The following is a 20,161-nucleotide window of genomic DNA, read 5'->3' on the forward strand; positions in this document are numbered from 1 at the left end:
AGCACCTGCTGGCCACCTGGACCGGCACTTGCCCCACCTGCCGACAACCCACCCCATGGCAGCCCTACGACACGACCTAACAAAGCACTACTAGTCGGCGGAGCTTGTCCTCATCGGCTGCGCCCCCGGTCCGAGGACCGGGCCGCGCCTGGGACGGGCTGGATCTCGACTTCGTCGAGCGAGAGGACGCGCCCGTCGTGGGCGCGCATCTCCAGCCGCGCCACCGGCTTGCCGTCCCGGACGTCGACCAGTTGGAGCCGTTCTTCCTCGTCGTCGAACAGATGAGCCTCCCCCCACTGGCGCAGTGCCACGAGGGCGACCCGGAGGGCCTTGCCCTTCTCTGTCAGGCGGTACTGGTGGTAAGGGCTCCCGTCGGAGGCCGGCTCGGTCACCATGACCCCCGTCTCCACCAGCTTGCTCAGCCGTGTGCTGAGGATGTTGCGCGCGCACCCCAGGCTCCGCTGGAAGTCGCTGAACCGGCTCACCCCGCTCAGGGCATCCCGGACGATGAGCAGCGACCACCAGTCGCCGACCTCGCCGAGCGACCGGGCAACCGGGCAGGTCGCCTCGCTGAGATTCGTCTTCCGCATCGGCACGTTCCCCCTCACTCGCATAAGAGTTTCAACTTTAAACCATGCTCGACGGTCGCCACGGGTGCCCTCACCCCCACTCCTCGCCGTCCGCACGCCTTCCGACACACCGTCCTGGTTGCTTTTTAAACCACTGCGTTCATGATGGCGTTGGCGGCGCCCACCAGGGCCCGCCGACGGAGGAACTGAAATGCCAGACGATGTCCTGCGGCAGACGAAGACCATCCGCCTGCGTGCCGACGGCGGCGTCCTGTACGCAACGTTCGACGCCCCGCCCCTCGACCTGATCGGCCCGGAACCGGTCCGCGATCCGGTGCGCCTCACCGGCTACCTGAGCAGCCCACCCCGTTCCAGGCGGTGGTGTTCGACAGCACCGACCCCGACTTCTTCATCCCGCACGTGGGCATGACGAAGGTCCCCGAGTACACGTAGGTGTCGTACAAGAACCGGTTCGGGGTCACCATCGCGGCAGACCACTGCCATGAACTGATTAATTGAGGGGGATGCATCTCTCCCTCCCAGCCCGGCGAGAGCCATGGCAACGTTGCTGATCATGCATGTGTCGGCACTGTTTCGCCGCGCGGCCGAATTCAGCTTCCTTCGCTATTTCCCCAACCGACAAGTGAGGAGTACTCCGTTGGGTCAGAATCTTGGGCGTAGAGGCTCTCTGGGGCTCGCTGGCGCAAGCATTGCTGGGGCGGCGCTCGGGACGGGGGGCTTCGCTCCCTCCGATGCCCTGGCGAGCGCCCGCGGTGGCCGCGGCACCCAGTCACTCGTCGCCGCCACGCGCTCGGGCAAGGTACGCGGCGTCGAACAAAGCGACGGCGTGCTGGTCTGGAAGGGTGTGCCCTACGCAGCTCCGCCGGTCGGACCGCTGCGCTTCGCTCCGCCGCAGCAAGTGGCGTCCTGGACCGGGGTACGCGACGCGACCGAGTTCGGCCCTGCCTCACTGCAGATTCCGCCGCTGCCCGGCTTGCCGGGCCAGAGCGAGGACAGTCTCTACCTCAACGTCTGGTCTCCGTCGACCGAGGGCAAGCGGCCGGTGATCGTATGGCTCTACGGCGGCGCGTTCGTCGCGGGGCGGAGCAACGACCCGACCTACGACGGAGAGCACTACGTGCGGCGGGACTGCGTCCTGGTCACGCTGAACTACCGTCTGGCAGCCTTCGGCAGCCTCTACCAGCCCGACCGTCCCGGTTCGGGAAATCTGCGGCTGCTGGACCAGATCGCTGCGCTGCGCTGGGTCCGCGACAACATCGCCGCCTTCGGCGGCGACCCGTCCTCCGTCACGGTCATGGGAGAGTCGGCGGGTGCCATGTCCCTCGGAGCGCTGCTCGGCAGCCCGCAGGCGCGTGGACTGTTCCGCCGCGCCATCCTGCAAAGCGGAGGCCCGCGCCCCACTCATACTGCCGAGTTCGCCTCCGCGACCCGGGAGGCGGTCATGCGCTCCCTCGGCATCACGGACGCCTCGCGCCTGATGAAGGTGCCGGCCGCGGACCTGGTCGACGCCTCGGCACAGGCCTGGGACGATCCTCACCTGCTGGAGCCGTTCCCCCACGTCATCGACGGGGTGGTGCTGCCGGTGCACCCGTTGGCGGCCGTGGGTGGCGGCGTCGACCTGATGATCGGTACCTGCGCCCAGGAGTCCGAGCTGTTCATGGGCTCTCCCCTCTTCGCCGGGCGGTTCGAAAGCCTCGCCCGCCAGGCGACGGGCGAGCGCGCCTGGCAACGCATTCTCCAGGTCTACGAGGACACCTCCCTTCCCGGGCACACGACCCTCAACGACGTGATCAGCGGCTGGTTCGTCGTGATGCCCTCGGTCTACCTGGCCGAGCACGCCCACCGGGCCGGCGCCCGCGTGTGGCAGTACACCTTCGACTACGCCGGAGCCAGCGCCAACGGGGCCTGGCACAGCTCGGACATCCCGTTCACCTTCGGCAACTTCGGGCCGGATGACTTCGGCACACCCCAGCTGCCGGATCCGACGACGGCACGTGAGTTGTCCTCGAAGATGATCGACTCATTCATCGCGTTCGCGCGCAAGGGCACGCCTTCGACCCCGGCGCTGCCGGCTTGGCCGGCCTTCACCTCTCGCGACCGGGCGTGCCTTTCGTTCGACGCGGAGCCGCGCCTGCTCCGCGACCGCCTTGCCTCCGCGCGACGTGAGGCGTGGGCGGGCGTTGATCCCTACGCCGTGGCCTGATGTCCGCCGAGGCCGCCGTCAATTCGGCGGTGGCCCCGGCACGGCGAACAGTCGCGCGTGCCGATTCGCCCCGACGGCCTTACCAGTCGGCCCAATGGGGCAACATGCACGAAGGGGCGGGGCCGAAGACCGGGTGCCCGGGGTGAGGGCAACGCCTGCGTCCGAAAGGCCGGTACGTGCGCGGCACCGGCCGGAGCACCGTCGTGGTGCAGCCGACCGCGTGCCGTCCGGCCCCAGCGTGGGACAGCGTTGATGGTCAGCTGTTGCTGATCTCGGTGAGAGCCCAGAGGAACCTGTCCATGTGCTTGCGCAGGTTCACGTCGACCCGCAGGTAGCGCGAGCCGAGTCCCTTGATGTCCGAGCCGTCCTTGACGATGACTCCGCGTTCGAGCAGCCCCTGGAAGACCTTCGTCGAGTCGAGGGCGGGGGCGATTTGACGACGTCGGCGAACTCCACCGACTTCCGTTCCAGGGACTGGGCGAGGTGATCCAGTACGGGCATCAGGTCGCGGCTGACGGCCGCGGTGGCGGCGATGTGGATCGATGAGGGGAAGACATCGTTGGAGGACTGAGAGGCGTTGACGTGATCGTTGGGATGCACTTCGCGGCCCAGCCGCTCGGTGGCGAGAGCGGCGATGACCTCGTTGGTGTTCATGTTCGACGAGGTTCCGGAGCCCCTCTGGAACACATCGACGGGAAACCGGGCGTCCCAGTCGCCCTCCGCGACTTGCTCCGCCGCCGCTGAAATCGCGTCGGCGATGTCCCTGCCGATCACGCCGAGGCGCGCCTTGGCCTTCGCGGCGGCCGCCTTGATCCGGGCGAGGGCTTCGATGTGGGCGCGCTCGATGCGCTGCCCGGAGATGGGGACCTTGGGGTGGAGCACTCCCGAACTCCGCGAGCCGGCCGCCGCCGACCGCTGGACCTGGCTCGTCGCCGCACACACCCAACTCCGTCTTGCCCGGCCTCTGACAGAAGACCTCCGCAAACCCTGGGAACGACCCGCACGTCAAGAGCGCCTCACACCCGCACGTGTCCGTCGAGGATTTCGCCGCCTCCACAGGAAAGCCCCTCAGCCGGCCAGCGCACCGAAACTCACGACCGCAGGCCCCGGCAGGCCAACCGGCGTGAAGAACACGCACCGTGCACCCGCGCACCCGGTCGGAAAACAGTCTGGACGTGGCCGGACGGCCCGATGCCATCACCCAGCTCGCGGCGCTGGCCGGGGTCACCCGCCGGATCGGCCTGGTCTCCACCTCCAACTCCACCCTCAACGAGCCCGCCGATCTCGCCCGCCGTCTCTCGGGCCTCGATCTGCTCTCCGAGGGCCGCGCCGGCTGGAACGTGGTGACCACCGACAACGCCTGGACGGGCGCCAACTTCCGGCGCGGCGGCTACCTCGACCACGCCGACCGTTACCGTCGTGCCGAGGAGTTCCTCACCGTGGCCCGCGCCCTCTGGGACGGCTGGGCGGACGGAGCAGTCGCCGACACGCAGGGCGCGCCCGCATGGTCCGCGCCCGGTGCCGTACGCCAAGTGCGCCACCGGGGCCCGCAGTTCGACGTCGATCTCGCCCCGGCCCTGCCCCGCAGCGCCCAAGGGCACCCGGTCATCTTCCAGGCAGGCGACTCCGGCGAGGGGCGCGACTTCGCCGCCCGCCACGCCGACGTGATCTTCTCCGCGCACGGCACGGACTTCGACGACGCGCCGGCCTTCGCCCAGGACATCCGCACCCGGCTGCGCGCCGTCGGCCGGCCCGACGACGACCTGCGGATCCTGCCCGGTACCGAGATCATTATCGGAGCCACGGAGGCGGAGGCCGAGGAGAAGAGGCGCTGGATCCGGCTCCAACAGGTTACTGCCGCCACGGCGTTGGGGGTCGCCGGGCTGCTGTGGGGCATCGACCTGTCCGAACCGGGACGCCGACGGTCCGCTGCCGAAGGAGGATCCGGTCATCGCCGAGAACGACGGCTCCTTCGGCGCCCGCCGCATCCCCGACGCGCGCGCGGTCGTGGCCGAATGGCGGGCGAAGGCCGAGGCGCACGGCTGGTCGCTGCGCGAGACCGTCATCGCGCTCGGCCCGCAGCGCGGTCACGTCGGCACCCCGTCCGCCCTGGCCGACAAGTTCGCCCACTTCGTACGGCACGGCGCGGTCGACGGCTTCGACGTCTCGCCGTACCTGATCCCCGACGGGCTCGACGACATCGTCGACCTGCTCGTCCCGGAACTGCAGGAACGCGGGGTCCACCGCACCGAGTACACCGGCAGCACACTCCGCGACCACCTCGGCCTGCGCGAGCCGCTCACTCGCCGGTCCGCGCCGGCCCAGCGGCAGGCGGGCTGACGGTCACGTGGCCAGTACGGCATCGCATCACATGACCGACATGAAGCTGTCACACAAGGACCGGAATGCTTTTCCGTCCAGCGCCGGTTCAAATTGACATGACTGTCGGAGTAGCACTCAACGCGTCGGACGCGCCGAATCAGGTGGACGCCACCGTGGAGTTGGCCCGGGAGGCCGCGGCCGCCGGGCTGCGGTCGGCCTGGTTCGGCCAGACCTTCGGCGCGGACTCGCCCCAACTCGCCGCAATCGTGGGGCGCGAGGTGCCCGGACTGCACGTGGGCACCTCCGCCATCCCCGTCTTCGGCCGCCACCCGGTGGCGGTCGCAAGCCAGGCCCAGACCGCGCAGGCGGCAACTCACGGCCGCTACCACCTGGGGCTCGCCCTGGGCACGAAGCTGCTGACGGAGACCGGCTTCGGGCTGCCCTTCGAACGGCCCGTCGCCAGGCTGCGTGAATTCCTCACCGTCCTACGGCAGTTGATCGACACCGGCACGGCCGACTTCCACGGCGAGCTGCTCACCGCCACCACTCCGATCCCGGCGCGCGTGCCGGGCGCCGAGGGCGGAGTTCCCGTGCTGGTCGCCGCGATGGGACCGCAGGCGCTGCGGGTCAGCGGTGAACTGGCGGACGGGATCCTGCCCTACCTCGCGGGGCCGCGCGCCCTGGCGGAGCACATCGTGCCCGCCCTGACGTCCGCGGCCGAGGCCGCCGGCCGTCCCGCGCCCCGGATCGTGGCCCTCGTGCCCGGCGTGGTGACGGACGACGTGGACGCGGTGCGGGCGCAGGCCACCGGGAACCTCGCGTTCTACGAACAGATCCCGTCCTACGCACGGGTCATCGAACTCTCCGGCGGCCGACGCGCCGCCGACCTGGCCGTGATCGGCGACGAGAAGGCGGTGGAAGCCGAGGTACGGCGGTATCGCGACGCCGGTGCCACCGAGGTCGTCTTCTCGGGCACCGAGATTGCCGGAGAAGCGGACCGCCGACGCACCTGGGCGCTCCTCGGCGAACTGGCCGACTGACTATGCCTGTTGGGCCATCGGCCCGGCACACTCTCTGACACCCCCGAAGGAGAATGCATGACCACCGAGGCCACCACAACGGACCTCCAGGCCTTCACCGACAACTGGCGGGAGTGGTACCGCGCCCAGGAGGCCCGGCTCGCCGCCCCGCATGGGTTCCTGGCGATCACCGGCCTGCACTGGCTGGACGACCGGCCGCAGCGCTTTCCGGACGCGCCCGGCGCTTGGCGCACCGGTCCCGACGGGGTCGTCGTGGGCCTCGCCGACGGTGAGGAACTGGTCGTCGATGGCACGCCGGTGCGGGGTGAACACCGTTTCGGTGTGCTGCCCGAGCGCGGCGGCGTCGACGTGGTCTGGGGCGACGTCGTCATCGAGGTCGCCAAGCGCGGCGGCAACGACATCGTGCGCCCCCGTCACCCGGACGCGCCGCTACGCACGGCCTTCACCGGGACACCGGCCTACGCCCCCGACCCCCGCTGGGCCGTGACCGGCCGGTACATCCCCTTCGACGAGCCACGCCCGACCACCGTCGGCGCCGCGGTCGAGGGCCTCGAGCACGTCTACGACGCTCCGGGCAGGATCGAGTTCGAGCTCGACGGACGTCAGCTGTCCCTGACCGCGTTCCCCGGACATGGTGCGGGCCGGCTGCTGGTGCTGTTCACGGACGCGACCTCCGGAGTCACCACCTACGCCGCCAACCGTTCCCTGGCCCTCGAACCGCCCGCCGCCGACGGCACGGTCGTCCTGGACTTCAACCGCGCCACGAACCTGCCGTGCGCCTACACGGACCTGGCCACCTGCCCGCTGCCCCCGGCCGAGAACCGACTGCCGGTAGCGATCGAGGCGGGCCAGAAGATCCCCCGCGAGCGCGGCGGGTCCTGAGCCGGGTTCAGTCCTCCGCAGCGTCTCCGCCGGACAGCCTCTGTGGAGTCGGGAGTTCGGCGATCCGACACTGAGTGGCGTGTGATGATGGCGGAGTTCGAGGCTGTTCAGGTGAACCTCGCGTTCCTCCCCAGTGCGAGCGAGAGCGGGGCTTCCACCTTGATCGTGGACACCGGTTGTCATGCAGCGATGGCCAGCGTAGTTGATCTCTGTTCGAGGACGGCTGGGGAGAGGTAGCCGATCGTGGGGTGTCTGCGCTGGTGGTTGTAGAAGCCAAGCCAGCGGAACACCGCGAGTCGCGCAGCCCCTTCTGCCGGCCAGCCGCGCCGACCGGGAAGGATCTCCCGCTTCAGCGTAGCGAAGAACGACTCCGCGGCGGCGTTGTCCGCCGAGGTGCCGACCGCGCCCATGGACCGACGGATCCCGGCCCGGCGACCGACGTCGGCGAACGCCTTCGAGCCGTACTGAGCCCCCGTGATCGCTGTGAAAAATGACGCCGTCCACCTGTCCGCCGCGAGTGCGGACGGCCGCATCGAGCGCGTCGGTAACAAGCTCGGCCCGCATGTGATCGGCCATCGACCAGCCCAGCAGGCGACGGGAGTAGACATCGATGACGGTGGCCAGATACAGGAACTCCCCGCCGGCGATGGGCAGATAGGTGATGTCACCGACCCAGGCCCGGTTGGGAGCGGATGCGGTGAAGTCGCGCCGCAGCAGATCGGGCACCGCCTGGGCGGCGGGGGTCCGGAATGGTGGTGCGGTGCCGCTGCCTCAACATCCGTCCCTGAATTGCGCGTTGGCGCATGAGCCGCTCGACGCGCTTGCGGTTCACCATCACACCGCCGGCGCGGAGCTCGGCGGTGATCCGCTTGGCCCCGTACGTCCTTCCGGACTCCGCATGGACCTTGCGTATCCCGCCGGGTGAGCGCGGCGTCCGCGGCCTTCTTTGCGGCGCGCGCCGGCGCGGTCCTCAGCCACCGACAGAACCCGGACCTCGACAGGTTCAGCACGGTGCACAGCCGCTTCACGCCGAAGGCGCCGCGATGGTCGGCAACGAACTCGAAGCGGCTCACCAGTTCGTCTCGCCCGCAAAATACTTGGCCGCCCGACGCAGGATGTCACGTTCCATCTCCAGCTCGCGCACCTGCTTGCGCAAGGCCGCGATCTCCGCATCCTTCGCCGACGCCGCGACCGCCTCGGGCCTCTCGGCCTTCTCCGCCGTCTTGATCCACTGCCGCAGCGTCTCGTGATTCACGCCGAGCTCGGCGGCGATGCGTGAGACAGGCCGGCCCGACGAACGGGCCAGCGCCAGGGCCCGTTGCCGATTCCACCTGCATGGACGGCGAACGGAGCAGTGGTGCCCATGTTGGACCGCGGCCAGTCGAACGGTTGGACCACCGCACGCATGCAGCCGTCCGCAGGGCCCGGGCAGCGAGCGCACCCTCCGCACCGTACTGGCCGAGCATCGGCCGTTCGGCCGTCCTGAGCAAGGCCGTCGCTCCGATCGACGAGACCGCCGAGCCCCTCTACGGATCTCCGGGCCGGGCGGTCAGCACGCCCGAGACCGAGACCAACAGCAGCCAGCCGCTCGCCAGCACCGTCAACCAGCCCCCTGGACCGCTGACCGAAGCCCGGTCCGGCACCCGCGCTCTCGCGAACGGTACGCCACCCGTTCCCAGGACCGGCCATGCCCTCTCCCGCGCCCAGCGGAGGCGGTACAACGGGCCGAAAGATCCTGGTTCAACGCGGCGTAGTCAGCACCAAGTCGGCACGGGACGGGTGAAGACGGGTGCTGACATGGGCTTTCAGTCAGCACCGAACCAGCACGGGAGTCAGCACCGCAACGTCAAATCATCCCCGGCATGGTGCCCGCACGCATACCCGTCCCCCGAACTATGGTGTCCCACCACATGTGCCCCTGACCTGCGGCTTCCTACCGTGTGCCGACACGTACCCGTCCCCACCGCACACGAGGAAGTGGCGCACATGGCCTCCGGAACCACCGCTCCCCCAGCCCCCGCCGGTCTCCCCAGGATCGTCGCCGCCAGTCTCATCGGGACCACCATCGAGTGGTACGACAACTCATTCGATCGGGGCTAGGACCTGCGGTTTTGCCACCCGAACGGCCTCGAAGTCAGCACGGAACCAGCACGGGTACTCAACGGTGCTGAGTGGGTCAGCATTCGAGGGCCTCGACGTAGCATCAGGGAGGGCGTACGGACGAACAGCGGGTCTCACAGACTGTAGCCAACGTCCCGGTTCGCGGGCGACCGTTCCCAGCCCCGGTGGGGACCGGCACACGCGCATGAGCAGGTCCCTTAAGGCTCGCCACCCGAAGTCGCCCGAAGAAGGAGCCGCCTGTGGATCGGGGCCGGCCTCGCGGTCATCATGGGACTGCTGGTGCTGTTCGCCCTGCTGACGCCCAGCGCGCCGCATCCGATCGACTTCACGCTCTACTATGCCCACGACGGCTGGTACGCCGCGTACCTCACCCTGTACGTCACGGCCTACACCCTCGGAGAGCTGTTCCTCGCCCGCGCCTGCTGGCGCCTCGCCCGCCGCAGCACCCGCGGGTCCGTGCGCCTCGGCCTGCGCATCGTCGCCCTCGGCGCCACCGTCACCCTCGGATACAGCGCCGTCCGCATCGGCGACGTGATCGCTGGCGCCTTCGACAGCTCCCTTGCCAGCTGGGAAGGCTTCGCCTGGACCTGCGGTGACGTCGGCGCCATGCTCACGCTCATCGGCTTGCTCGTGCCCACCATCAGCGACCAGGCCCAGAGAGTCCAGTACCGGATCAAGCAGTACCGCAGCTACTACGCCCTGCGCCCCCTGTGGCTCGCCTTCTACAGCGAAGCACCAGAGATCGAACTGCCAATCGACCGAGCCACCCCGGCTCAGCGACGCCGATTCCGCGGCGTCGCCATCAAGCTCTACCGGCGCGCGATCGAAATCAGGGACGGACGCTTCGTGATCCGCCCGTACCTCGATGTCGCGGTCCGCGAGGCCAGCGAAACCCACCACCGAGCCCGAGGACTCAGGGGCCAAGAGCTTGCAGCCGCCGTCACGGCCGATCAGATCCTCGCCGGCATCGCCGCCCGGGCCGAAGGGATCCGCCCAGATGCCGACCAGCTCACCGAGTTCGCCGACGCCGACCGCCAGACCGACCGACCGATTGACGACCTCGACGCCCTCCTCGACGTCGCCCGCCACCTGCCCCGTCAACCCGCCCGCGTCCCTCACCTTGAGCGAGTCTCCGCATGACCACTGACCTCACCAGCCAGCCCGTGCACGTCCAGCTCCAGGCGCTGGACCGCCGAGAGATCTCCAGCCGCGAACTGCTCGACCTCCACCTCGACCAGATCGACGCCAGCCACGTCAACGCCGTCATCACACGCGACGACGACGCGGCCCGGGCCGCCGCGCACGCGGCAGACGAACGCCGCGCCCGCAACGAGAGCATCGGAACCCTCGACGGCCTCCCGATCACGATCAAGGACAGCTTCGAAACGGCCGGCCTGCGCACCACCAGCGGCGCCGAAGACCTCGCTGACCACGTTCCCTCATGCGACGCCGACGCAGTCGCCCGACTCCGCCACCAAGGCGCCGTCATCATGGGCAAGACCAACACCCCGGCGTGCTGCCAGGACCTGCACACCGACAACGCCCTGTTCGGCCCCACGCTCAACCCGCACAATCCCAAGCACACCACCGGCGGCTCCTCCGGCGGCCCCGCCGCAGCAGTCGCCGCCCACCTCACCCCCGCCGACCTCGGCAGCGACCTCGCCGGCTCCCTGCGGCTCCCCGCCCACTACTGCGGCGTCTACGGCCTGCGCCCCACCCACGGACTCATCCCAGCCCGCGGCCACCTCCCCCGACCGCCGGGATGGATCACCAGCAGCGACATGGTCACCCCCGGTCCCCTCGCCCGCCACCCCCGCGACCTCGACCTGCTCCTCGCCGCACTGACGACACCGTCACCCGACGAGTACAGCCCCTGGAGCGTCACGCTACCCACGGCGCGGCGCCCGGTCGGCCAACTCCGCGTGGCGGTGTGGGCCGACGACGCGAGCTGCCCCGTCGACCGCAACACCACCGACACTCTCGCCGCCTTCGAAGGGACACTCGCCTTCGTCGGCGCCAGCGTCCACCGCACCGCGGGGCCGGTCGGCTTCGCCGAATCCCTCCGCCTCTTCGAGCAACTCCTCCACGCCACCACGACGGCCACCACCGACGACGCCGCCGGCGCGGCCGAACTCGCCGCCGCCCGTGACCTGCACACGGACGACGCGAGCCCAGGAGCCGCCATCATCCGCCACCGCACGCAGACCCACCGCGCCTGGTTCCGCGCCAACGAGGAGCGCCTCCGGCTCCAGCAAACGTGGCACCGGTTCTTCGCCGACGGCCCGTACGACGTCCTCATTACGCCCGCCGCCCCCACCGCGGCGATCCCAGCCGGGAGCCGTTCTCTCACGGTCGACGGCGTCGAACGCAGCTTCTTCGACCAGACCGGCTGGGCCAACCTCACCAGCCACGTCGGCCTGCCCAGCCTGGTCACGCCCGTTGCGCGTGGTGCCGATGGCCTCCCGATCGGCCTGCAACTCGTAGGACCGGCCTATTCGGACCGAACCTTGCTCGTGATGGCCGAGCAGTTGGCACCTTCGCTGGGAGGAATCGCCGATGGCGTCGTCACATCATGGAGCGGATGACCACCCCTACGTTATGCGGGGCAGTTGGCCAATATGCTCGGCATCTACCTCAGTGCGGCCGTCGCCTGGCAGCGCGCGAGCGGCGGGGACTGGATGGGGTACGCCGCCGAGGTTGTCGCCTGGTCTGCCATCCGTATGCAGTCCCGCGTGCTGGTGGGCCAGCGAGCCGTTGCGCAGGCTCATGTCGGCCCTGAAGCGCAGCACCCGGCGGGCGAGGTCGGTGTCGTAGTCCGGGTCGGCCAGGGCGGCCCGGCCGCCGTGGCGGACCACGCGCAGCAACTCGTCCAGCGCCCGGGCCGGTTCGGCGACATGCTGCAGGACCCGGTCAGCCCAGGCGCCGTCGAACTGACCCGCTGTGAACGGCAGCCGGTGCCCGTCCGCGACAACGGCGTGTGGCAGTCCTCGGTCCCGTGCCTGCGCGAGCATCGTCGAGGAGCAGTCGACCGGCCACGACCTTGGCACCGTAGCGGGAGCACAGGCCACGGCGGCGTCTCCGGTACCCGCTCCGACCTCAAGGAACAGCCCGCCGGGCTGGGCACACAGGAACTCCTGCAACCGCTGCTTGTAAGCGACGTAGAACGGCTCCGCCCTCAACCGGTCCAGGATTTGAACCCACTCGGCGGGCCGAGGCTGTGTCTACCGACGTGAAACCGTGAGCAACACAGTGATCGTTCATGGGAGCACGCTAGACGTGCCGACCAAGCCGGTGAAACCCTCCAGATAGAGCGCTCGATGTTGGCCAGCCAACCGGTGAACTGCCGGTTTAGGCCACGAAGATACCGGATTCTGGCATGCTGCGAACGGTCGCCACGGCGAGTCGCAGACCCTCGTACCGAGGCGGTGGGAACTCCGTGCGCTGAGAGGGGGAGTGGTGCTCCTGACAGTTGTGGTCCAGAACGTGGGTACAGGGGGGACCGAGGACGGTGACGGGAATTCGTCCGACCTGTGGCCGCGGCTGGCTAAGCGGATCCGGACGGCCGCGAATCGTGTCGACCTGGTCCTGCTCCAGGAGGTCAAGGGCTGACACCTGTACGGGCACAAGCAGCTCGCGCGCGCCTGTGAGGACTTGGACCTTGATGCGGCGCCGCTGGCGCCAACCTCAAGCGGTCTGGGAACAGCGGTGCTGTACCGCCGGGAGGTCGTGGGCCGGTGGGTGCGGCATAATCCCGACTTCGCCTCCGAGGTGCTGCACGGATTCGCCGCGACCAGCTTCGACATCGGCTGGCGGACGCGAACGGACTGCCCCTGGTCGTCGGCGTCTCCGCCGCGAACGTCCACGACAGCGAAGGGCTGAAGCCGATGGTGACCGGTCACCAAACGAGGCACGACCCCCACCGCGGCCGCCACTTCAAGCCCCAACGGCTCCACGCGGACAAGGCGTACGACGTGCCTCACCTGCGTAAATGGTTACGCGGCAAGCGCATCGGCGTGCGGATCGCCCCGCAAAGGAATCGAGTCCAGCGAACGATTGGGCCGGCGAAGGTGGGTCATCGAACGCACCATCTCCTGGCTGTCCGGCTACCGGCGCTTGAGCCTTCGCTACGAGCGGGACCCCCGCAACTACCTGGCATTTCTCGGCCTCGCCGTCACCCTCTGCTGCTACAAACGACTCGTCCGCCTCACCACATAGGACACGGTCAAGCGGGTGCTGCGTGCACGTGACGCCCTCGTACCACTTGCGCGGCGATACGAACGGCCCTGGTCACTCTGGGTTCGCCGAGGTCAGGGAACCCCGCCCGCAGCACCGGCCCCCACCTGCGGCGGACCATGACGGAGCGGGCCCGCGCGTACGGCCGCCCGGACGCGGCGGACAGGCTCGTGACGAGATCCTCCCGGCTGCGGCGAGGCATGAAGGCGGCGTCAGCGCCGGCGCCGCTCACACGGGCTGTCTTCCTCAGGGACAGGGCAGCGGGCAGGAGCGGAACGTCGCGGTGTCGTTGCCCGGCCCGGGGTCCGTCTGCTGGCCCACTACGGAGGCTCGGTTGATCAGGCACGCGTGTTCCGTCGCGGAGGTGGTGGCGTGCACGGTGATCGTATGGCTGCGGCCCGCCGCCAGCTCGCCGGTCTCGCAGGTCAGCTTGTGGCCGTCCAGGTGGCAGCCGGGGCTGGAGGTCGTGATGTCGCTCAGCGAGGACGGCAGCGTATCGGTGACGACCTGGGCGCTGGAGAGCCCGGGGCCGTGGTTGGTGACCTGCAATCGATACTTGATCCGGCGGCCCGGTGTGAAGGCGGTGGGCCCGGTCTTGGTGATCCCCAGGTTGACGGGGAGACCGGGCGAGGCGGCGCCGTCGTTCGTCGGGGCCACCGGACCGGGGAAGTCCCCGACCACGGTGAAGCGCGGGTGTGCGGAGGCCCCGTCGGCGATGTGGATCTGGTAGGTGTGGCCGGTGTCGGTGAACAAGGCACCCATGTCGCCGTTGCCGTAGAACCAGTTCGACCCGTAGCCGCCCACCGGCAGCTCAGCCGGTTTCGGGAAGCGCGTGACGGCGGCGGCACCGCCGGTCACCGACGACGGGTCCACACGGACGATCTGCCCCGACTGGTTCAGACCCCACAGGTAGCCGTCCGCCGCGGAGTAGGCCAGGTCCGGCGTCCCCAGCGGGACCGCGCTCAAGTCCGCCGTCTCTAGCTGCCCGGTGGTGAAGTCGTAGCGGCGCGTGGAGAACTGGTTGCCCCCGTTGCCGAACCAGAAGTACCGGTCGCCGACCATGGTGCCCCAGTTGGTCGGCGAGGTGGCATCGGTCACCGCGGTGCCCACCCGGGAGAAGACCCCGTCCTGCCCGATCCGGATGATCCCACCCGTGGGATAGTCCGCATCGCCACGGGTGACCACCCCGTACAGGAAGTGGTCCGCCTCCCGGTACCCGATCCCGTTGTACGCGATCGGCGCCCGCGCCCCCACCGGCTCGAACGAGATCACACCACCGGGCCCCACGACCTCGCGGGAGAGCTGCGTCGGCTCCCCATGCGAGATGAAGACGTAAGGGACCGCCGGATCGAACGAGTCACCCGGTACCGCCTGCGCCGGCCCCGCTCCCACCACCGGCATGACCGCCAACGCCCCCGCTAGCAGCGGCGCACTGCACCAGCACCGCACAGCGCGCCAAGATTCGCACACGCCCACATCAACCTCCAGCGATCCACGACCTGCGTGACAGAGCCCCGCCTCCGCACACGAGCAGGAAGCACGTGAGCCGGCGGCATACGGAATCAGTGATCGCTTGGAGGCTAATCGTGCATATCACCCACCGAAGGACTCCGTGTATGGCGTGTCGCAACGGATTCAGCACGTCGGCGCAGAGAGCGCCTCAGCGGCGCGGCGAGGAGGCGCGGGTGTCGGGTTGCCCCCGCTGCGACCGCTCCCTCACCCGCGAAGGACAGCCCGCATGTCTGTTGAACCTCCAGCCGCCGCCACGACTGACCTGCGTGCCACCATGGTCGACCGCCTCGCCACCGCCGGTGTTCTGACCGACTCCCTGATGCACGAGCGTCACGTCTGGCCCGGGGCCCAAGGCGCTGACCTGGACGCTGCCGTCCCTCGCAACCGTTCCCCGGCCGACGCCGTGACCTCGTCCGCGCGGATCGCCCTTGCCCTGCGCCCCAGCCCGTTCAGCGAACAGGAGCACGGATGCCCCAGCATCAGAACCCTCTTCCTCCCCGAGCCGACCGCTCCGCCGTGCACGTCGGCTGGCCCGGGGACTTCCTCGCTCCGGCGACGGCTGTCCCATGTGCGCGAACGACTACGCCGCAGACGACATCGGTTGGGGCATCCTGCTCCGCCCAGCCCCCGCAGGCCAGTGTCGGTCCGTTCCCAATCCGGGCGACGAGGAACAGGCCGTTGGGGGCGTCGAATTCCGCGTCCTCGGTGGCTTCGGGGTCGTCGGCGGTGCCGTAGGTGGCCAGCTGCTCTTGGTGGAGGGCTCGGGCAAGGGCGCGGGCGTCGGGGCTGCCGTAGGGGACGGCGGTGAGCGTCCGCTGGGGGGCGGCCTGGAGCAGCGAGGTCATGGTGCCGATAATGCCGTGCGCAGGGCGTCCAGCACATCACTATGTCCGGCGGCGCGCAGTTGCCGGCCAGCGGCGGTGCGGACTCCAATATTAGAACGCGCCCTGGGCTGGATCACGCGTGCCTGCTGCAGCGTCCGCGGATACGAGCGCCTCCCCAGCACCGCGAAGCCCACCTGCCCTGGGCACTCGTCACCCTCATGGCCCGCAGGCTCACCCGCACCGGCTGGACGAGACCCCCTGCCCTCCACCTGACGGCCGACTCCGGGTGCCTGAACAACACGTCATCTCGTGTTTGCCGGCGGGGACGGGGGCGCCAGGTTGCGGGGTGCGTGGTTCCCTTTGACGATGTCTGTGTGGTCGAACGACTACATAGAGTGTCTAGGAGGTTGTGGTGAACGAACTGGTTGAGCAGGCCGAGCCGTACATGCCGCCGGTGCTGGTGGAGGTGGGGGAGTTCAGCGAGGACACCCTCGGCCTCGGCGACTACGAGCCCGACGCGTTCGCTCCGAGCTATCTGTGACGGGTCCGGGTTCGGCAGTGCGTGATCGGCCGTCCGGTGTGTGCTGAATTCGTGGTGCTGCCGGATGCCGATGCCGCGGCCGGCATCGAGGCGGTGCTTGCCTGGGATGCGCCGAGGGTGGTTCGCCACGCTTCCGGGCGGCCATGGCTTGTGGGCCGGTGGCAGCCCGAGGAGGTCCGGGTCGCGGCCGCAGGCGCGGCGAGCGTGGCGGTGATCGGGGTGTGCCCCATCCCCGCCGCCCGCTTGTCACACCTCGCGGCGCGGGTGCGGGCGGTGTCCGATGCCGACGCCCTGGCGTCGGTGCTGCCAGGCTCTTTCCACCTGGTCGTATCCGCCGGCGGGCAGACACGTTTCCAGGGCAGCATCACCGGACTGCGCCGGGTCTTCCACTCGCGGATCAGCGGTGTGGTCGTGGCCGGCGACCGGGCAGACGTGCTGGCCGCCATGAGTGGGGACGGCATCGACGAGCGGATGCTGGCGGTCACGGTCGCCTGCGGAGGCCACGTGCCGCCGCCGCTGGGCGAGCAGCCGATGTGGTCGGGGGTCTCATCGCTTCCTGCCGACCACGCCCTGGTCTGGGACGGGCAGCGGGCGCGGGCGATGCGCTGGTGGCGGCCGCCGGCGCCCGACAAGCCGCTGGCGCAGGGTGCGGGGGAAGTGCGGGAGGCATTGAGCTGCGCACTGCGCCAGCGGGCACCGGCCCAGGGGCGGTTGAGCGCTGATCTGTCCGGGGGGATGGACTCCACCTCGCTGTGCTTCCTGGCCGCCCGGGACGTCCCGGGCCTGCTGACCGTTCGCTGGGCGGAGGCCGAGGCGGGCAACGACGACGCCGTCTTCGCCCAACACGCTATTGCCGCGCTGCGCGACGCCGAGCATGTGGTCATCGCACAAGCTGACCTGCCGCTGAACTTCGACGACCCCGGGGTACTGGCGGATGCCGAGGAGCCCTACCGGTACGCCCGCACCGCCAGCCGCACGCGCCACACCGCGGCTGTCCTGGCCCGTGGCGGCTGCCGCCGCCACCTGGCCGGACACGGCGGCGACGAACTGTTCACCCCGCTGCCCGGCTACCTGCACCGGCTGGCCCGGCAGCACCCGCTTACCGCGCTTTCCCACCTTCGCGCCCACGCCGCCCTCAGACGCTGGCCACTGCTGCCGACCCTCGCGCGTCTGGCACGTCCGGGCACCCCGGCCGACTGGTGGCAGGCCCAGGCCGACCAGCTCACCAACCCGCCACCACCGCCTCGCCGGCCAGTCCTGGGCTGGGGCATGTGGCCGCTTCGCGCGCCCTCCTGGGTCACCCCCCAGGCCGCTGACCTGGCCCGCCAGGCCTTGCAGGAGACCGCGCACGACGCCCGGCCGCTTGCCGACGACCCCGGCCAGCACCAGCACCTGCTCGCGCTCCGCTCAAGTACCGCCGGCTACCGGCTGCTGGCCCGCCAGTACCAGCAGGCGGGGGTGGAGCTGGACATGCCCTACTTTGACGACCGTGTCGCAGAGGCCGTCCTTTCGGTACGCCTCCATGAACACGCCGGCCCACTGCGCTACAAGCCCCTGCTGTCCGACGCCATGACCGGCATCCTCCCCGACCCGATCCGAAGCCGCACGACCAAGGGAGTCTTCTCCCAGGACAGCACCACCGGACTGCGCCGCAACCTTGGAAAGATCATGGACCTGTTCGCCGACTCCGTACTGGAGCAGGCCGGCCTGATCGACACCGACCAACTGCGCAGACGACTGCAGCAGGCGCAACGCGACATCCGCACCGCCATCGCGCTGGAGTCCCTGATCGGCTGCGAGACCTGGCTGCGCGCCGCACGCAACCGGCCCACCCCCGCTCCCGCCCGGAGGCTCGATGACCCCGCGCCTGCACCCTGACGTGTCCAGCACCACCACCCAGGACGGCACCGTCCTGCTGCACCAGCGCACCGGCCGCTACTTCCAGCTCAACACCACCGGCAGCTACGTCCTGCACCAGCTGCTGAACGGACGGCCCACCCAGCAGATCGCCGCCGACCTGGCAGACCGGCACGGCATCCCTCCAGAACAAACCCAACGCGACGTCACCGCCGTCATCGGGCAACTGCACGCCTCCCAACTCCTCGTGAGCCCATGAGCATCCCCAAAGCACTGGAACAGCGTCGGCACCTGCCACCGCAACAGCGCATCACACCCCTGCTCGCCGTCGCCCTGGCCCGCCCCCTGACCCGCGCCAGACCAGCACGACTGCGCCGCGTCCTGGAATTCCTCCGACGAGGCGCGGCACCGGCCACCGCCGAACAAGCCCTCACCGCCCGCCAGCAGATCGTCGCGGTCTCCCTGCGCTGCGCCGGACAGGGATGCCTGCAACGCTCCATCGCCACCGCCCTGCTCTGCCGCACCCGCGGCACCTGGCCCACCTGGCTCACCGGAGTACGCACCCACCCCTTCGCCGCACACGCCTGGATCGAAGCCGAGGGGCAGATCATCGGCGAGCCCCACCCCAAAGGCCACTACACCCCCCTCCTCACCGTCCCGCCCCTCGACCCCGGCTGAACACCACGCGATCCGCACCCAAACCACGCCCTGCCCCGGACGATTGAGGACGCGCAGGTGCACCCGACCCCGCACAGCTGGCCAACCCACAAAGGCGCGGAGTCGGGTGCCCTGGAAGACGTAGGCCCAGTTGACGCAGAGGGTGGCGAGAGCCCAAACGTGCGCCCGCTCAACTTCAGACCGCGGCCGCCGCATGGCGTGCAGTCAGCCCGGGAGCCACCCGCCGTCAGCTGGTCAAGGCCGGCTTGGTTGCGTGTCGCTGGACGGGCGGAGCCGGAGTGCCGGGCGGGGATGTGGCATCTGGGCGAAGGTGACGGTGCGTAATGCCCCGGCCTGCGGGAGAACCCCGCTCCGGCGGGTGTCCGAAGCGGGGTTCTGGGCGCGAGCTGACGGTCAGGACTTGACGGAGGGCTTCCCCTTTCCATAGCCGTTGCCGCGGTGCTGCTTGCAGCAGTCGTCGTGCTTGCCGGCGGTCACCTGGACGGTGGCCGTGGCCTGGTTGCTGATGACCTGGCTGCCCTGGGGGTCGGTCGCGGTGGCGTGAGCGGTGTTGGTGACCTGGCAGCACACGCCCTTGCCGTTGCCGTAGCCGCCGCCCTTGGTGGTCTTCTTGCACGGGGTGAGGTTGGCCTTGGTGACCGTGTAGGTGCCGTGGCACGTGGTGCTCTCACCCGGTGCGAGGGTGGTTGTGTCGCAGGTGACGTGGGTGACGAGGTTGTCGGTCACGGTCACGTTGTGCAGGGTGGTGCCGCCGGTGTTGGTGACCGTGTACGCGTACTTGACCCGGTCGCCGACCTTGAACGGGCCGCGGGAGACGACCCGTTTGGCCAGGGTCAGTTCGGAGACCGGCTGCTGTTGCTGGACGGTGATGGTGGCGGTGGCCTCTTCGCTGGCGACCTCCTGGCCGCTGGGCTCGACGGCCGTGGCCTGTGCCAGGTTGGTGAGCGTGCAGCCGCCGGTGGCGGGCTGGCAGGGGGTGATGTCGGCTTCGGTGATGGTGTGGCTGCCGTGGCAGGTGGTGCTCTCACCCGGTGCGAGGGTGGTGGTGTCGCAGGTGACGGTGGTGACGAGGTTGTCGGTGACGGTCACGTTGTGCAGGGCGGTGTTGCCCGTGTTGGAGGCCGTGTACGTGTAGTCGACTGTGTCGCCGACACGGAACGGGCCGGTGGACTCCACCTGCTTGGCCAGGCCGAGGGACGGCTGCGGTGTCTCCTCGACGACCACGACGACCGGCTCGGAGACCGAAGGCGAGCAGGTGTCGTCGCCCTGGTAGTGGGCGGTGATCTGGTGTGCGCCCAGGGGGAGGCTGGTGGTGGTGAGGGTGGCGGTGCCGTCGGCGTTGAGGGTGGCGGTGCCGA

At 69.9% G+C, this 20,161-nt stretch carries 16 protein-coding genes and 6 pseudogenes; 14 read left to right on the forward strand and 8 right to left on the reverse strand.

The window, feature by feature from the left end:
- Window positions 1–110: 110 nt before the first annotated feature.
- Complete coding sequence (locus AB0927_RS39420; protein WP_366672680.1) at window positions 111–590, reverse strand: helix-turn-helix domain-containing protein; 480 nt, start codon at window positions 588–590, stop codon at window positions 111–113.
- A gap of 320 nt (window positions 591–910) precedes the next feature.
- A complete protein-coding gene (locus AB0927_RS39425; protein ID WP_366672681.1) occupies window positions 911–1,054 on the reverse strand; it encodes a hypothetical protein in 144 nt (47 codons plus the stop codon).
- 71 nt (window positions 1,055–1,125) lie between these two features.
- Between AB0927_RS39425 and AB0927_RS39430 the strand changes: the two genes are divergently transcribed.
- The gene (locus AB0927_RS39430; RefSeq protein ID WP_366672682.1) at window positions 1,126–2,793 is read left to right on the forward strand and encodes a carboxylesterase family protein; all 1,668 of its coding nucleotides are present in this window, start codon (window positions 1,126–1,128) and stop codon (window positions 2,791–2,793) included.
- Window positions 2,794–3,222: 429 nt separating this feature from the next.
- On the opposite strand, the pseudogene AB0927_RS39435 reads toward AB0927_RS39430, so the two are convergent.
- A pseudogene (locus AB0927_RS39435) lies at window positions 3,223–3,657 on the reverse strand (lyase family protein); the annotation flags it as partial.
- 1 nt (window position 3,658) lies between these two features.
- Between AB0927_RS39435 and AB0927_RS39440 the strand changes: the two are divergent.
- From AB0927_RS39440 to AB0927_RS39460, 5 genes and pseudogenes are all read left to right on the forward strand, one after another.
- A pseudogene (locus AB0927_RS39440) lies at window positions 3,659–3,958 on the forward strand (transposase); the annotation flags it as partial.
- 10 nt (window positions 3,959–3,968) lie between these two features.
- Window positions 3,969–4,661 (forward strand): annotated as a pseudogene (locus tag AB0927_RS39445) (LLM class flavin-dependent oxidoreductase); the annotation flags it as partial.
- 139 nt (window positions 4,662–4,800) lie between these two features.
- Window positions 4,801–5,133 (forward strand): hypothetical protein, encoded by a 333-nt coding sequence (locus AB0927_RS39450; protein WP_366672695.1) that lies wholly within the window; start codon window positions 4,801–4,803, stop codon window positions 5,131–5,133.
- 98 nt (window positions 5,134–5,231) lie between these two features.
- Window positions 5,232–6,155 (forward strand): LLM class F420-dependent oxidoreductase, encoded by a 924-nt coding sequence (locus tag AB0927_RS39455; RefSeq protein WP_366672683.1) that lies wholly within the window; start codon window positions 5,232–5,234, stop codon window positions 6,153–6,155.
- A gap of 57 nt (window positions 6,156–6,212) precedes the next feature.
- A complete protein-coding gene (locus AB0927_RS39460; RefSeq protein ID WP_366672684.1) occupies window positions 6,213–7,037 on the forward strand; it encodes a DUF1684 domain-containing protein in 825 nt (274 codons plus the stop codon).
- Between the two features lie 179 nt (window positions 7,038–7,216).
- Here the strand turns inward: AB0927_RS39460 and AB0927_RS39465 are convergent.
- Window positions 7,217–8,349, reverse strand: a pseudogene (locus AB0927_RS39465) (IS3 family transposase).
- Window positions 8,350–9,374: 1,025 nt separating this feature from the next.
- Between AB0927_RS39465 and AB0927_RS39470 the strand changes: the two are divergent.
- Together AB0927_RS39470 and AB0927_RS39475 are read left to right on the forward strand one after the other, a co-directional pair.
- Window positions 9,375–10,298: pseudogene (locus AB0927_RS39470) on the forward strand (MAB_1171c family putative transporter); the annotation flags it as partial.
- Entirely contained in the window at window positions 10,295–11,743 is a 1,449-nt protein-coding gene (locus AB0927_RS39475; RefSeq protein ID WP_366672685.1) for an amidase family protein, read from the forward strand. The pseudogene AB0927_RS39470 and the gene AB0927_RS39475, both read left to right, overlap by 4 nt.
- A gap of 6 nt (window positions 11,744–11,749) precedes the next feature.
- Here AB0927_RS39475 and AB0927_RS39480 read toward each other — a convergent pair whose 3' ends face one another.
- Window positions 11,750–12,337: a methyltransferase domain-containing protein gene (locus AB0927_RS39480; protein WP_366672686.1), complete on the reverse strand. Its 588-nt coding sequence runs from the start codon at window positions 12,335–12,337 to the stop codon at window positions 11,750–11,752.
- A 304-nt stretch (window positions 12,338–12,641) separates the two neighbouring features.
- Between AB0927_RS39480 and AB0927_RS39485 the strand changes: the two genes are divergently transcribed.
- Together AB0927_RS39485 and AB0927_RS39490 are read left to right on the forward strand one after the other, a co-directional pair.
- The gene (locus tag AB0927_RS39485) at window positions 12,642–12,767 is read left to right on the forward strand and encodes a hypothetical protein (RefSeq protein ID WP_366672687.1); all 126 of its coding nucleotides are present in this window, start codon (window positions 12,642–12,644) and stop codon (window positions 12,765–12,767) included.
- A 197-nt stretch (window positions 12,768–12,964) separates the two neighbouring features.
- Window positions 12,965–13,373 (forward strand): annotated as a pseudogene (locus AB0927_RS39490) (IS5 family transposase); the annotation flags it as partial.
- A 264-nt stretch (window positions 13,374–13,637) separates the two neighbouring features.
- Here the strand turns inward: AB0927_RS39490 and AB0927_RS39495 are convergent.
- Both AB0927_RS39495 and AB0927_RS39500 read right to left on the reverse strand, forming a co-directional pair.
- Window positions 13,638–14,792 carry a hypothetical protein gene (locus tag AB0927_RS39495; protein ID WP_366672688.1) on the reverse strand — a complete coding sequence of 385 codons (1,155 nt, stop codon included), beginning with the start codon at window positions 14,790–14,792 and terminating at the stop codon, window positions 13,638–13,640.
- Between the two features lie 590 nt (window positions 14,793–15,382).
- Complete coding sequence (locus AB0927_RS39500; RefSeq protein WP_366672689.1) at window positions 15,383–15,748, reverse strand: hypothetical protein; 366 nt, start codon at window positions 15,746–15,748, stop codon at window positions 15,383–15,385.
- Window positions 15,749–16,139: 391 nt separating this feature from the next.
- On the opposite strand from AB0927_RS39500, the gene AB0927_RS39505 reads away from it, so the two are divergent.
- From AB0927_RS39505 to AB0927_RS39520, 4 genes are all read left to right on the forward strand, one after another.
- A complete protein-coding gene (locus tag AB0927_RS39505) occupies window positions 16,140–16,268 on the forward strand; it encodes a lasso RiPP family leader peptide-containing protein (protein ID WP_366672690.1) in 129 nt (42 codons plus the stop codon).
- Between the two features lie 273 nt (window positions 16,269–16,541).
- The gene (locus AB0927_RS39510; protein WP_366672691.1) at window positions 16,542–18,146 is read left to right on the forward strand and encodes an asparagine synthase-related protein; all 1,605 of its coding nucleotides are present in this window, start codon (window positions 16,542–16,544) and stop codon (window positions 18,144–18,146) included.
- Between the two features lies 1 nt (window position 18,147).
- Entirely contained in the window at window positions 18,148–18,384 is a 237-nt protein-coding gene (locus tag AB0927_RS39515) for a lasso peptide biosynthesis PqqD family chaperone (protein WP_366672692.1), read from the forward strand.
- Complete coding sequence (locus AB0927_RS39520; RefSeq protein ID WP_366672693.1) at window positions 18,381–18,803, forward strand: lasso peptide biosynthesis B2 protein; 423 nt, start codon at window positions 18,381–18,383, stop codon at window positions 18,801–18,803. Before AB0927_RS39515 ends, AB0927_RS39520 begins: the two co-directional genes overlap by 4 nt.
- A 393-nt stretch (window positions 18,804–19,196) precedes the next feature.
- Here AB0927_RS39520 and AB0927_RS39525 read toward each other — a convergent pair.
- A partial coding sequence (locus tag AB0927_RS39525; RefSeq protein ID WP_366672694.1) for an Ig-like domain repeat protein occupies window positions 19,197–20,161 on the reverse strand: 965 nt, incomplete at its 5' end.

The sequence above is a fragment of the Streptomyces sp. NPDC048106 genome (assembly GCF_040706415.1).
GTDB lineage: Bacteria > Actinomycetota > Actinomycetes > Streptomycetales > Streptomycetaceae > Streptomyces.

Coding starts and splice junctions, on each gene's coding strand:
- AB0927_RS39460 (WP_366672684.1), top strand. CDS start 6,213: ATGACCACCGAGGCCACCACAACGGACCTCCAGGCCTTCACCGACAAC.
- AB0927_RS39425 (WP_366672681.1), bottom strand. CDS start 1,054: ATGGTGACCCCGAACCGGTTCTTGTACGACACCTACGTGTACTCGGGG.
- AB0927_RS39520 (WP_366672693.1), top strand. CDS start 18,381: ATGAGCATCCCCAAAGCACTGGAACAGCGTCGGCACCTGCCACCGCAA.
- AB0927_RS39420 (WP_366672680.1), bottom strand. CDS start 590: ATGCGGAAGACGAATCTCAGCGAGGCGACCTGCCCGGTTGCCCGGTCG.
- AB0927_RS39495 (WP_366672688.1), bottom strand. CDS start 14,792: ATGCCGGTGGTGGGAGCGGGGCCGGCGCAGGCGGTACCGGGTGACTCG.
- AB0927_RS39475 (WP_366672685.1), top strand. CDS start 10,295: ATGACCACTGACCTCACCAGCCAGCCCGTGCACGTCCAGCTCCAGGCG.
- AB0927_RS39455 (WP_366672683.1), top strand. CDS start 5,232: ATGACTGTCGGAGTAGCACTCAACGCGTCGGACGCGCCGAATCAGGTG.
- AB0927_RS39500 (WP_366672689.1), bottom strand. CDS start 15,748: ATGACCTCGCTGCTCCAGGCCGCCCCCCAGCGGACGCTCACCGCCGTC.
- AB0927_RS39430 (WP_366672682.1), top strand. CDS start 1,126: ATGGCAACGTTGCTGATCATGCATGTGTCGGCACTGTTTCGCCGCGCG.